Here is a 13,440-nt window from a genome sequence, read left to right on the forward strand (position 1 = left end):
TAATTATATGGTGCGGAAAGTTGCCTAAACATCTTTGCTCTGGCTTCTGATCTGGACATAAAAAAAGAAATGGATTCGATTTTCTTCACGGATTGAAGAGAGAAGGGTATGTAAGGCTGGTTTCCTGTACTTTGTTGCTAAAGCAATTTATTTAATACACTGAGCCATATTCATGGCTTATTTTGAGGCAAATTTAATCTTTCTTCCGGAGATTCAGTAAAAAATTCCTCTTTTTTTCATAGAAATGTTTTTGGCACGAATATTTTCTCATTAGAATGCCCGTTCTGCAATGGCTTTATGTCTTTCGAAAACAGTATACTCCAGTTGTTTCAAAAAAACAACAAACCCTGCTTGTTGGGCAGGGTTTGTTGTAGAAAAGTTTCGTGCAGTTTAGTCCTGCTGGTATTCGGCAATAATATCTTTCACCATTTCCGGAGAAACACGGCCATAGGTTTTTTCTCCTACCATTACTACAGGTGCTAAACCACAAGCACCCACGCAACGCAAACAGGCAATAGAGAATTTGCCATCGCTGCTGGTTTCACCAACCTGTATTTTCAGTGCTTTTTAAATTCTTCCAGTACTTTCTCAGCACCCCTAACATAGCAAGCAGTACCAGTGCAAACCGACACCGGATACTTACCTTTTGGTATCATAGTGAAGAAGCTGTAAAAGGTTACTACTCCATACACTTTGGCCACTGACACATTCATTTCCCTCGCAATTACCTCCTGCACTTCGGCAGGAAGGTACCCAAAGGTGCTCTGTGTTTTGTGAAGAACGTTGATTAACTCACCCTTATCGTTCTGGAATGACTGACAGATTTCTTTGATTTTTTCAATCTGATCTCTCCTAAGTTCAACTTTTATATTTGACATATTCCTTAAATTACGAATTAATAATATTACTTCAATAGCTTATTTCATGTAGGTAATTTTCTTTTCCCTGTCGACATAATGCGTATGAAGCAAATGGTGGGCTTTCTCGCTCATAGGTTTACCTAGGAATTCAGCATAGAGTTTTTGTATATAGGGGTTCTCGTGCGATTTACGAAGTGTTTTTCCGGCATCTTCTTTATAGATTGCTTCGAAACGCTTTTGTATAATCGACGAGTCGCCGTGGTGCAATGGTTGTCCGCCACCACCGATGCAACCGCCGGGGCAGGCCATAATTTCGATGGCATGGTATTGACTTTTTCCGGCACGGATATCTTCGAGCAGTTTACGGGCATTGCCCAATCCGTGTGCAATACCGATTTTTATGGGTAGACCATTAAAATCGACAGTGGCTTCGCGAATACCTTCGAGTCCGCGCAAAGCTTCGAAATCTACTTTTTGAAGCGTTTTTCCTGTGTGAAGTTCGTAGGCAGTCCGCGTGGCAGCTTCGATTACACCCCCGGTAACTCCAAAAATAACTCCAGCACCTGTCGATTCGCCCATTGGGGCATCGAAATCGCTATCGGCCATGTCGGCAAGGTTCATGTTGGCACGTTTAATCAATGCAGCAAGCTCGCGGGTTGAAATGGAGTAATCCACATCAGGGTTACCATCTACTTTGAACTCTTCGCGTTGGCATTCGTACTTTTTAGCCAAACAAGGCATAATTGAAACCACTACAAGATCTTTGCGGTTTACCTTTACTTTATCAGCAAAATAGGTTTTGGCGATGGAGCCAAACATCTGCTGAGGTGAACGGGCTGTAGAAGGTATTTCGATCATATCGGTAAACTGCTGTTCGAAAAAGTTTACCCAACCTGGGCAGCATGAGGTGAGTATGGGCAGTTTCACCGTTTTATCGTTGTTCAGGTGACGCGTAAGACGATCGAGTAATTCGGTGCCTTCTTCCATAATGGTTAAGTCGGCGGCAAAATCTGTATCGAATACATAGTCAAAACCCAGTTCGCGCAGGGCGGTTACCATTTTTCCGGTGACACTTGTTCCGGCTGGCATTCCAAATTCTTCTCCAAGAGCAGCTCTTACAGCAGGTGCTGTTTGCACAATAACCATTTTTTCCGGGTTGGCCAGGTCGGCAATCAACTGGCTGGTATGGTCTACCTCGGTGAGTGCACCGGTAGGGCACACTGCCACGCATTGACCGCAATAAGTGCAGGGAGAATCCTCGATTTCCATTTCGAAGGCAGGGGCTACTACCGACATAAATCCGCGATTTACAGCTGATAGGGCTCCTACAGTCTGGAAGTCGTTGCACATGGTTTCGCAGCGACGGCACATGATGCATTTATCCATTTCGCGAATGATGGAGGGGGAGAAGTCTTTCCGGTAGGTCGACATTTCTGCGATATCCTGGTCGGGAATTTCGCGGATACCTAACTTCTGGGCAATCGATTGTAAGTCGCAACTGCCGGATTTAGCACACGAAAGACAATCTTTTGGGTGGTCAGACAAAATAAGCTCCATTACGGTTTTGCGGGCATTGAGCACTCTTAAAGAGTGAGTTTTTACCACCATGCCATTATCCGCTTCGGTGGAGCAGGATGGTGCCAGGTTGCGGCGTCCGTCTACTTCTACCACGCAGATACGGCAACCGGCAGGTTTGTGTTCGATGCTTAAGTCTTCCAGGTGCATGTAACACAATACAGGAATATCTATCTCCAGTTTGCGCGCAGCCTTGTAAATAGTGGTTCCTTTCGGAACTTCAATTTGCTTGTTATCTATTGTGAGTTTTACTGTTTCCATTGTCTCTGATTATTTTACGATTACTGCGTTAAACTTACATTTATCCATACAGGCGCCACATTTAATACACAGCGAACTGTCGATGATGTGTGCTTCCTTGCGTTCACCTGCAATACAACCTACCGGACATGCACGGGCACAAGCCGTACAACCCACGCAGTTTTCTTCTATAATAAAATAGGTCATAAGGTCTTTGCATACGCCGGAAGGACATTTTTTATCGTTTACATGGGCATCGTATTCGTTCCTGAAACGTTTAATGGTAGCTAAAACCGGGTTGGGCGACGATTGACCTAAACCGCACAAGGATGTATCTTTAATTACATTACCCAGGTTAATCAATCTGTCGATGTCGGCCTGAGAGCCCTTGCCTTTGGTAATCTTAGCAAGTATTTCGTGCAGACGTTTGTTTCCGATGCGGCAGGGAGAACATTTTCCACAGGATTCTTCGACGGTAAACTCGAGGAAGAATTTGGCCACATCCACCATACAATCGTCTTCGTCCATCACAATCATACCTCCACTTCCCATCATCGATCCGGCAGCAATAAGGTTGTCGTAATCGATTGGGGTGTCAAGGTCGGCGTCGGTAAGGCAGCCGCCTGATGGACCGCCGGTTTGAACGGCTTTGAATTTTTTGCCATTCTTAATTCCACCACCAATTTCGAAGATTACTTCACGAAGGGTGATACCCATGGGTACCTCCACCAAACCTACGTTGTTGACCTTACCAGCCAAAGCAAATACCTTGGTGCCTTTTGATTTTTCGGTTCCGATACTTGCAAACCATTTAGGTCCTTTGTTAAAGATCACTGGTATGTTAGCATAGGTTTCAACGTTGTTTACGTTGGTTGGTTTTTTCATATAACCTTCAACCGAGGGAAAAGGTGGTTTCAGTGTGGGCTCGCCACGCTCGCCTTCCATGGAGTGGATCAGCGCTGTTTCTTCTCCGCAAACAAAAGCTCCTGCACCAAAGCGCATGGAGATGTCGAAACTAAAGCTGGTACCAAAAATATTTTTACCCAGCAATCCTGTTTCACGTGCCTGGTTAAGGGCGATTTTTAGTCGTTCTATTGCCAGTGGATATTCAGCACGTATGTATACCAAACCTTCGTCGGCACCAGTGCAATATCCGTTAATGGCCATGGCTTCGATTACCGAGTGCGGATCACCTTCGAGAATCGAGCGATCCATAAAAGCTCCGGGGTCACCTTCGTCGGCATTGCAAACCACATATTTTTTATCACTCTTCACTTTGCGTGTCAAGTCCCATTTGAGTCCGGTAGGAAAACCACCGCCACCGCGACCACGAAGACCAGAGTCTATCACAGTTTTGATTGCTTCCTCGGGGGTCATTTCGGTAAGCACCTTGCCAAGTGCTTCGTATCCGCCACGGGCAATGTATTCGCCAATATTTTCCGGGTCAATAATTCCACAATTGCGTAAAGCTATGCGGAGCTGTTTTTTGTAAAAACCCATGCCTTTCGAGTCGGCCACGACTTCTTTTTTGTCGGGGTCGGTATACAATAGCCTCTCAACCTTACGACCTTTTACAATATGCTCTTCAACAATTTCTTTGGCATCCTTAGGTGCTACCTGGGTATAAAAAGTGTTGTCGGGAATTATTTTCACGATAGGCCCTTTTTCGCAAAAGCCAAAACAGCCGGTTTGAACTACCTGGGCAAAATCTTCGAGCCCTTGTTTATTGATTTCAAGCTGGAGATTGTCTTTTAACAGGCTGCTTTCTGATGCTTTGCAGCCGGTTCCTCCACATACAAGTAAGTGTATTTTGTAATCTGACATTGTTTTTTCCTCCGTATTTTATTTATTGTCCTCGGGGTCTATGCTCTGGAAATTCATGGGTATAATGCCCTCGACCAGTTCTCCGCTTCTGATGTATTTTTCGATAATGAGGTCGGCCTTTTTCTCGTTTACATAACCGAAAACGATTGGCTCCTTGCCTGGTAGCTTCACCTCTACTGTGGGTTCGGCATAGCAATAACCCATGCACCCGGTTTGTGTCACTACGGCTTCGATGTTTCTTTTTTCCATTTCGTCGGCCAGGTAGTTCATGGTTTCTCTCGAACCCGATGCAATGCAACAGGTTGCCATGGCAACTTTTACCTGAACAATGGCGTCGGGGTTCTCACTCCTGTCGCGCAGACTTGTTTTGCTTTTAAGCTCTTCTCTCAGCTTTCGCAAATCTTCCAGTGTTTTAACTTTTCCCATTTGATTGCTTTTTGTCTATTAAATTTATTTCGTTTCTTTTTCTTTTATATCTCAAATCTCAATTAATTCGTTGAAGCAGACTTATTTATATTGATTCTAATTATGCATTTAAATATTTACTTATGGCTTGTTTGAAGCGCCTTAAGGTTTTCGGATATCATCTCTTTAATAAACTCTATCACTTCGCCATTGGCTATCGATATACCTTCCAGTTCTTTTTTTATTTCGAAAGTGCTTAAATCGAAATGCTGTTGGTTCAATCTATGGGTATATTCAAAATCAAGCTGCGGATATGACCTAATTAATCCGGTAATGGTGCCAATTATATCGCCAAGTGGTTGGCGGTCGAGATGCGAATAGCCAAAAATGCCTGTTATGCGTGTTCCTATTCCTGGTTTACTCTCAATTTCAACCCTTCCCCCTGTTAATTCGGTATGCTGCCGGAGTAGGGGTATTCCCAGTCCGGTTTTCTTGTTCTTTGTTGTGAAAAAAGGATCCATGATGCGGCTGAGTGTTATTTCGTCCATCCCCTGGCCATTGTCGGTAATGCTTAGCACAAAACTGTCATCACCCTGGTTTTCGTTAATTTCGATACCGATATTATTTGCTTGTGCCTGGATAGAATTTTGCACCAGATCGAGAATATGCATCGAGATTTCTTTCATTTCGTCCTGATTTTTCTACCCTCAATATTGTTCAAGGCCATTTTCCATTCGTTAAAAGAAGGTTCCTGCAGGTAATACTCTGTAAATGCCCGGCCAAGTTGGTCGGGGTAGTGCGAGTCTGAATTGGTAATAAGGCTGTAAGTTTCCAGTTCAGGTCTTTGGTTCAGCACCGTTTCGCGCGAAGTGGCGGCCGAAAATTCCAGTGCATCTATCTGCAGTCCGGGAGGAATAAAGCCGATTTGTGAAAAGATGCTGGTGATTTTTCGGTCGATATGGGCCGGGATAAAAACACCCTTGAGGGAATGAACCTTCCTTTCTACTTCCTCGATGGAGGCAGTAAGTCCCATTATCAGCAAATCTTCCACCTCGCCAATTATTTCTTCCTTTTCGTTCACCACGAACTGCTCACCAAAACGCGATGGATTGTTGGCAATTTGAGCCGAGTGCTCGTCCAGAAATTTCTGGAATGTTTTAGTTGCTTCAATCGTTTCAAAGAACGCCAGGCAGTGCACCTCTTCGAGTGTAGATATTTCAACACCCGGGAAAACAACAATGCCTTCTTTTTTTCCAAGCTCCACCATCAGTTCGGCATGCAAGCTTGTGTTGTGGTCGCTTATGCCTATGATGTCGAGTTTCTTTTGTTTTGCCTCACGAATTATTCGCGTCGGACTCATATCCAGATCACCACAAGGCGATAACACAGAATGAACATGCAGGTCGGCGCGATACCATTTCATCAGGCATTTATTAATTGGTATAATTTACCCGCTGCCTCGAAGGCTGTTTCATTGGTCTGAAGTACTGGTATTCCTTCGCTGCGAGCAGCATCTAAAGTTTCTTCCGGGGCTTTTAGTCCCTTTACAAGTAAAATCGCGGCAAGCTCTTTCAGGGCTGCTACTGCCACAATGTTTTTGTGCACCTGAATGGTAATCCACACCTGTCCTTCTTCGGCAGTGCCCATGACATCGCTTAAAAGGTCGGAGCAATACCCTCCGCTTATAGTCTTGTGCAGCTGGTCTTGTCCTGAAATTACTTTCCAACCCAATTTTTCGATAACTTCTATTAGTTTCATATTTGCTTCGGTGTATGGATAATTTTTTCTACTGCCTGATTTTACAAGAGTTTTCTGAACCGGTCTTTACCCCAAATTGTTTCGGCTCTTATTTCTTCGTTGGGAGGCACATTGAGTGAGGTTTGGATAAAAATGCAATCGGAGGTATGTGCGGTACCTTGCACTACATCTTCTGCCAGTGTGCGACAGGTGGGTGAGCCACAGGCTGCGCAATCTATACCGGGTAGGTAAGAAAGAATTTTTTTTATCCGGCTCATTTTTTTTAATGCAGCCTCCATGTTGTCGTCCAGTTTTAGCATCGAACGGGGTTCGATGCTGTTTATGCTGATGTGATCCCGTATATATCTACCATGGTTTTCGATGGTTTTATTGTCGAAAATTTTACCCTCCGATTTATCATGATGGTATTTGGCAATTCGCTCGTCAAGCCTTTCTCTGGTGAGAAACCGATTGGCCACTGTCAGGATGCCTCCTGCACAACTCTGGTCGCAGGCACGCACTTCGATAAAATCGAAATTGGTAATCTTTCCGTTTTCTATTCCTTCTAAAAACTCAATTACATTGTTCAAGCCATCAATGGACAGGCATCTTCCCTGTATGTAGGCTGCTTCTCCGCCAGTAAGGCTCCAGCCCATTTCTTCGCTTTTTAGTTGTTCTTTCTCGGGAATAATGCAGCTTGAATACTGTTCTTTTTTGAGCGTCGAATACACTTTGTTATAAAGTTCATTCATGTTCACAACCCCGTTGATAACCGATTTTTCTTCTCCAACCGGACTTTTAATGGCAGCAATTTTAGCAGCACAGGGCGTAACATAGAAAATGCCTATTTCTTCCTCTTTGTAGCCTTTCTCTATCAGTTCTTTCTTAAAAGCCAGTGCGGCCAGATCGAGCGGGGCTTTTAGCAGCATGATGTTTTCGACCAGGCTGGGAAATCTTACTTGTATGAGTCTTACAATGGCAGGGCAAAAGGATGAGATAATCGGTTTATTTTGGCTATTTTGAGCTATGTATTGGTTAATCTGTTCAATGAGTATTCCTGCTCCGTGTTCCGATTCATGCACATGGGTAAAGCCCTGTTCGAGCATGCCGCTGTAAATTTTGCGGGTTTGATAATGGCGGGGAAACTGGCCGATAAATATGGACGAAACCAATGCTACCCTGGCTTTGTATGGAAAGATTTCGGCTATATCGTTTTGTTCGACAATAATTGCATTCACAGGGCATACATTCATGCATTCGCCGCAATCGATACAGCGGTTTTCATTTAAAATGGCCTTTCCATTCCGAACCCGCAATGCCTCGGTTGGACATACCACCGTGCAATGCACACATCCTGTGCATACTTCTTCGAGTATTTTAAGTGCATGGTGGAAGGTCGGTTCGTTCATAGATAACTATTTCTTTTAATTCAGAAATGTGGTTAATTCGAGGGTTGTACCTTTGTTGATTTCACTGGAAATCTTCATCTCGTCTACATTCTTTTTAATGTTGGGTAATCCCATTCCGGCACCAAAGCCCATTTGTCTTACCGCTTCGCTTGCGGTGGAATAACCCTCCTCCATGGCTTTGTCAATGTTCTCAATTCCCGGTCCTTTATCTACAAAGCGCATATACACCTTTTTAGCATCTATTTCTACCTTCATGATGCCAGAATAGGCATGAGCCACAATGTTTACTTCTGCCTCGTACATGGCTACAGCAATTCGTTTTATTTGTGCAGGGTCTATGTTCAATTGTTTGAGCACTTTTTTTACTGCACTCGAAGCCAGACCAGCTTTAGTAAAATCGCCACCCTCGATGGAGTATTCCATTTTCATTAGTACACAGGTTTTAAGCCAGCCTGATGCAATTGGCCACAGGTAGCGAACATTGATTTCCGGGTAGTGTAAAGGTTGATTTTTTCGTGCCTGGCCAGTTGAAGCATTTCCTCTGTAGGTTTTTTGCCGCGCACAAACAGGATGTTTTTGATTTCTGCCATTTCGGCTGTACGAATGGTTTGCATGTTCGCCATGCCGGTTATCAGGAGCAAAGAATCGGTTGACAAAGTGAGTACATCACTCATCAGATCAGAGGCAAAAGCTCGTTCTACGGTATTTTCTTCCGAATCTCCAAGTTGAATTACTTCTCCCTCCACAATCCCTATTAATTCTTCAATATGCATCGATCGGTTTGTTGCTACGAAATGTGCTGCAAATATATTAATATTTATTGTTATTTGAATAACATAAAATACTAAAACCCTTATCAGATAAAGGATGCGAAATCATTTGTTATTTGAATAACACGTTCTGCGCCACTTTCAGGGCTATTTAGAATTAGTATAAATTTCCAGTACTCGAGCTTATCAGTTTTTTTTATTTCGAATTGCCTTTAAGTTTGTCAATACAATGGAAAGATCCCTAGCGAGTAAAGGGCTTATGATGATTGGATACAAAGAGAATCTACTTAATTCTACTTTAACAGATTTACAATTTTGAATATGAGTAATTTATATCACGCTGTCGTTTTAAATGCCGGTCATAAATTCTATCAATCATTTGTTCTTCGGTCATCTGTTTATAAAGTTTAAAAGTGATAAATTCTTTAATATCACGAGCCGATAGTAAAGGTAAATCATCAAAGCAATGCAATTTTTCTTTTAAAATAAATGACGAGACCAAAAAGTTTAATGCAACCTGGTGTTGCCATGCAAGCCATTTTCGTGTCTGAAACTGGTCTAGCCCGAGTATCTGTTTTGATTCTTTTATGCAATGTTCTACAAAGTACCGTTGTGCTTGCATATAGGCTATAGCTTTCTTAGTGTATTGTTCAAGATTAGCATTGGTAAAAGAATATTTTATTTCGTCCTTGCCTTCTTTGGTTTTCGTTTTACGGATAACCAGTAACCTTTGCTCTACTTGCATTTTACTGTTATTGATTATCCAAAGCTTTATAAAATGATAGTCAGCTACAAGAACTCCTTTGGCTGTATTACGAACACTAATACGCTGCCAATTTTCGTCATTTAAAGTCTGTAAATATTTTGATACACTTAATTCGTCTGTAGTTGCTTTTAATTTCTTGGGTTCACGACCCTTATTGCTTTTTCGCTCGGGAATAGCCAAGTCAGGACGTTCCAAATATATTTTTTGGTCTTTATGGATATCCAGCATGTACAGATAACCAAGCAAATCTATGCTGCTGGCAAAATCCACATCGTTACCATAATAACCATCGCCTCCAATAAAATCGAAGATGATGCCATTGGTTACTTGCTGGCGAATAATTTCTAATGCCAGTTCGAGCTTAGTTTTAAATGTTCGGTGCTTTACAGGAACGCCTGCTTTTTCGCATCTTGTCTTGTCGTCACACCAAGCCTTGGGAAGGTATAGTCGGGCATCAACCATTGATGCAAAATCCCCATTACTTAAACAAGCAAATACCGCAACCTGACTATTTGATAGTTTCCCTACATTCCCACAATATTGATGTCCAACGCCTACGCTATGGTCGCCTTTTTTTACCCAACCACTTTCATCAATAATCAATCCTGTAAGTTTTCTTTTGGGTAAAACCTGGCTTACTTCCTGGGCTACTTGATTTATCAAAACTCGATGATCCCAGTTAGACTCAGTTATAAAGTGCTGCATTTGATGGTAGTTAGCTCCCAAATCTTCGCTTATTCTTTCAATATTGCGCATCTGACTTTGTATTATTCCTAATGAATATTGCTGTGCTTTGTCAAAGAACTTCTTTGTTGAATTACAAAATACATGCTGATAATCATTAAGGTGAACACTAACTCGCTCTATTACAGAGGTCAGTGTTTTTCCATATCGATTATTATTTTTACGTTGTATTAAACATTTTTCGGAACGATAAGCCTGTTTTTCTGTGCATTGAAGATACTGAATTTCCTTGAAATATCAATGTTTACAAGGGTTTTGTTTAATCTGTTAAAGTAGAATTAATATTTTTAATGACTTAAGGTATGGCAATTCTTTCAGAAAATGAAATTAAAAGAAATTGCGTACTGCGCATAGCCGAAGAAATGATGTTGGCTGCCAGAACGGCTCCCAAGGGACGAGGTATGGATTTTCTAGAAATGATAATTGTGGATGGTGATACTATTGCCCTCCTTTCGGATAAAATGAGTGAGATAGGTGCCAGACTGCCCAATGGACAAGCATTTTCGCGCGATGCCCTGAATATTAAACAGGCCGAAGTGATGGTGCTCATCGGAACCCGTTTTGGTTCGCTTGGCTTGGGTTATTGCGGTTTGTGTGGATTCGAAAATTGTGCTGCAAAAGAACTGCATCCCGAGATGCCTTGTGCATTCAATACAGGTGATTTAGGCATTGCCATTGGTTCGGCAGTAAGCATCGCAATGGATCATCGTGTGGACAACCGGATTATGTATACAGTGGGTATGGCAGCTAAAGAACTTGGTCTAATGGGCAATGATGTGAAGATTATTTATGGCATTCCGCTGAGTGCAAGCTCTAAGAATGTGTTTTTCGACCGAAAATAGTTTAGCATCCTGGATTACGCCAGTATCCATTTTACCAGCTCTTCGATGCCTTGACCACCTGTGGCTGATACTTCCACAAAATCGAGATGGTGGTTTACTCTCAAAGCATTGGTCTTAAATTGGTCTATTCGAAAATCGACGTAGGGGAGAAGGTCTGTTTTGTTGATTACGCACAGTTGCGAACTTTCGAACATATAAGGGTATTTCAGGGGTTTATCAGCGCCTTCCGTTACGCTGGAAATAAGGATTCTTGAGTTTTCTCCCAGATCGAATAGTGATGGACACACCAGATTTCCCACATTCTCGATAAAAAGCAAACTGTTTTCGGTGGGTTTCAATTGAAGAAGGGCATCATGAATCATCATTGCATCGAGATGACAACCCTTTCCGGTATTTACCTGAATAGCCATGGCCCCAGCCTGATCGATGCGATTGGCATCGTTGGTTGTTTGCTGGTCGCCCTCGATTACATACACTTCTTTTAGCTTCTTCAAAATTGGAATGAGTTTCTCCAACAGGGTGGTTTTTCCGCTTCCGGGCGAACTTACCAGATTAAAGGTTTTTATATTTTTTGCTTCGAAAATTCCACGGTTCCTTTCGGCTATCAGGTTGTTTTTTGATAATACCGGGGTTGAAAGCAAAATTGGTTCACTTGTCCCATGACCATGTCCGTGTCCATGACCGTGACCATTACTGTGGTCGTGATCGTGGACATCATTCCCGGAGTTGGTAGGCTTCTGACCTGGTTTTTCCAGTGTATATCCTTTTTCATTGTCGCTGCATCCACAAGTATCGCACATAGTCAAAGTATTTTGAAGTGTAGTAAAACTATCAATTTCTTTTTATTTCTCCTGGCTTATTCAGCCTCAATACTCAGTATATTAAATTCTTTTCCGGAGATGATTTGCTTTCGAAAACCACTGCATTTTGGGCAAAGCGTAAATAAATCTTGCAATTCGTATTCAAAGTTACAGTTTGAACATATGGCTTTGCCTTTAGTATTTTTGGTAATAATTTGTGCTCCCTTCGACATTGAATGGAGTGTAAGGCTTTCCAGGGCTATCAATAAAGCAGATTCTTCCACGCCCGCTAATTCACCAATCTCCAATTCGATGCAGGTAACTTTACCTTTGCCGGCATTTTTTGCGGCTTGCTCCACCATGTCGACTATTTCGGAAGCGAGAGAGAATTCATGCATTTGTGTACATTGAAGAAATTAGTATGTTGATTTTTATTAGCAAATTCTTGGAAGCATTTCGCCCTGGAGCATATCCACTATTCTACTTCCACCGATTACCGACAACTGCCTTACCTTTCCCGGAAAGCTACTGGTTATTTCGCCTACCATGGCGCAATACCTTCCCAGATCCGATTCTTTCATTTTTTCAAGCACAGCTTCAGCAGCATTCTGTTCCACTATCATCATTACTTTTCCTTCGTTGGCCAGGTAGAGCGGATCGTAACCAAATATCTCGCAGATACCTTTTACTTCATTTCTTACTGGCAATAATGATTCGTTAAGTTCTACACCAATATTTTTGTGTTCACATATCTCGTTTAAAATGGTAGCCAGGCCACCCCTGGTAATGTCGCGCATAAACCGAATGGAGTGACCAAAGTTTTCGAAAAGGGGCAGAATGAGATTATTAAGGGGGGCTGCATCCGAAACGATTTCTTCCTCGAAAGTTATGTTGTTGCGGGCTGCCAGTATGGTAATGGCATGGTCGCCCAGGTAACCTGAAACGAGCACTTTATCTCCAGCCTTTAATTCAGGTTTTTTCCAGAGATGTTCCATGTTTTCAATCCCTTTTCCAATTCCGGAGGTATTGATAAAGAGTTTATCACATTGCCCTCTTTTTACCACTTTGGTATCGCCTGTAACAATTTCAACACCGGCATGTTTGGCTTCCCTGGCCATGGACTTTACAATTTGTTCAAGGGTTTCCATTGGAAGCCCCTCTTCGATAATAAAGCCTGCGCTCAAATACTGAGGCAAGGCCCCACTGACAAGTAAATCGTTTACAGTACCGCTTACGGCCAATTTTCCAATATCGCCTCCGGGAAAAATAATCGGGTCGACCACGTACGAATCGGTAGTAAAGGCTGTATGCGATGTGGTTTTCACGATAGTGGCATCACTCAATCCAGCAAGTTGTTTGTTTTTAAAATGTTTTAGAAAGAGTTCGTGGACGAGTTTATGGCTTAGCATACCACCCGCACCATGGCCTATGAGTATTGTGTCCGTTGACATAAAAAAGAATAAATAGA

At 42.5% G+C, this 13,440-nt stretch carries 14 protein-coding genes and 1 pseudogene; 1 reads left to right on the forward strand and 14 read right to left on the reverse strand.

Going from position 1 to position 13,440, the window contains the following annotated elements:
- Positions 1–390 precede the first annotated feature (390 nt).
- The 11 genes and pseudogenes from nuoE to IPM71_11320 form a co-directional block, all read right to left on the reverse strand.
- Positions 391–878 (reverse strand): annotated as a pseudogene (nuoE, locus tag IPM71_11270) (NADH-quinone oxidoreductase subunit NuoE).
- 39 nt (positions 879–917) lie between these two features.
- The gene (locus IPM71_11275) at positions 918–2,696 is read right to left on the reverse strand and encodes an iron hydrogenase small subunit (protein QQS50169.1); all 1,779 of its coding nucleotides are present in this window, start codon (positions 2,694–2,696) and stop codon (positions 918–920) included.
- Positions 2,697–2,705: 9 nt separating this feature from the next.
- Positions 2,706–4,499, reverse strand: a complete 1,794-nt coding sequence (locus IPM71_11280; protein ID QQS50170.1) for an NADH-quinone oxidoreductase subunit NuoF — start codon at positions 4,497–4,499, stop codon at positions 2,706–2,708.
- Between the two features lie 18 nt (positions 4,500–4,517).
- The gene (locus IPM71_11285) at positions 4,518–4,925 is read right to left on the reverse strand and encodes a (2Fe-2S) ferredoxin domain-containing protein (GenBank protein ID QQS50171.1); all 408 of its coding nucleotides are present in this window, start codon (positions 4,923–4,925) and stop codon (positions 4,518–4,520) included.
- Between the two features lie 116 nt (positions 4,926–5,041).
- A complete protein-coding gene (locus tag IPM71_11290; GenBank protein ID QQS50172.1) occupies positions 5,042–5,590 on the reverse strand; it encodes an ATP-binding protein in 549 nt (182 codons plus the stop codon).
- A complete protein-coding gene (locus tag IPM71_11295; GenBank protein QQS50173.1) occupies positions 5,587–6,327 on the reverse strand; it encodes a PHP domain-containing protein in 741 nt (246 codons plus the stop codon). Before IPM71_11295 ends, IPM71_11290 begins: the two co-directional genes overlap by 4 nt.
- Complete coding sequence (locus tag IPM71_11300) at positions 6,327–6,662, reverse strand: serine kinase (protein ID QQS50174.1); 336 nt, start codon at positions 6,660–6,662, stop codon at positions 6,327–6,329. The genes IPM71_11295 and IPM71_11300 overlap by 1 nt, the downstream gene beginning before the upstream one ends.
- Positions 6,663–6,703: 41 nt before the next feature.
- Complete coding sequence (locus tag IPM71_11305; GenBank protein ID QQS50175.1) at positions 6,704–8,050, reverse strand: 4Fe-4S binding protein; 1,347 nt, start codon at positions 8,048–8,050, stop codon at positions 6,704–6,706.
- Between the two features lie 15 nt (positions 8,051–8,065).
- Positions 8,066–8,479 (reverse strand): ATP-binding protein, encoded by a 414-nt coding sequence (locus IPM71_11310; GenBank protein QQS50176.1) that lies wholly within the window; start codon positions 8,477–8,479, stop codon positions 8,066–8,068.
- Positions 8,479–8,823 (reverse strand): hypothetical protein, encoded by a 345-nt coding sequence (locus IPM71_11315; GenBank protein ID QQS50177.1) that lies wholly within the window; start codon positions 8,821–8,823, stop codon positions 8,479–8,481. Before IPM71_11315 ends, IPM71_11310 begins: the two co-directional genes overlap by 1 nt.
- A 304-nt stretch (positions 8,824–9,127) precedes the next feature.
- Positions 9,128–10,342 (reverse strand): IS701 family transposase, encoded by a 1,215-nt coding sequence (locus IPM71_11320; GenBank protein QQS52827.1) that lies wholly within the window; start codon positions 10,340–10,342, stop codon positions 9,128–9,130.
- Positions 10,343–10,632: 290 nt separating this feature from the next.
- On the opposite strand from IPM71_11320, the gene IPM71_11325 reads away from it, so the two are divergent.
- Positions 10,633–11,172: a ferredoxin gene (locus tag IPM71_11325; protein ID QQS50178.1), complete on the forward strand. Its 540-nt coding sequence runs from the start codon at positions 10,633–10,635 to the stop codon at positions 11,170–11,172.
- A gap of 14 nt (positions 11,173–11,186) precedes the next feature.
- Here the strand turns inward: IPM71_11325 and hypB are convergent, their stop codons facing one another.
- Genes hypB through hypE form a run of 3 tightly spaced genes read right to left on the reverse strand, consistent with a single transcriptional unit; the run spans position 11,187 to position 13,423 of the window.
- Positions 11,187–11,972 carry a hydrogenase nickel incorporation protein HypB gene (gene hypB, locus IPM71_11330; GenBank protein ID QQS50179.1) on the reverse strand — a complete coding sequence of 262 codons (786 nt, stop codon included), beginning with the start codon at positions 11,970–11,972 and terminating at the stop codon, positions 11,187–11,189.
- Positions 11,973–12,028: 56 nt separating this feature from the next.
- A complete protein-coding gene (locus tag IPM71_11335) occupies positions 12,029–12,370 on the reverse strand; it encodes a hydrogenase maturation nickel metallochaperone HypA (protein ID QQS50180.1) in 342 nt (113 codons plus the stop codon).
- Between the two features lie 36 nt (positions 12,371–12,406).
- Positions 12,407–13,423, reverse strand: a complete 1,017-nt coding sequence (gene hypE / locus IPM71_11340; protein ID QQS50181.1) for a hydrogenase expression/formation protein HypE — start codon at positions 13,421–13,423, stop codon at positions 12,407–12,409.
- Positions 13,424–13,440: the final 17 nt, after the last annotated feature.

The organism is Bacteroidota bacterium, assembly GCA_016699695.1.
In the GTDB taxonomy this organism is placed as follows: domain Bacteria; phylum Bacteroidota; class Bacteroidia; order Bacteroidales; family UBA10428; genus UBA10428.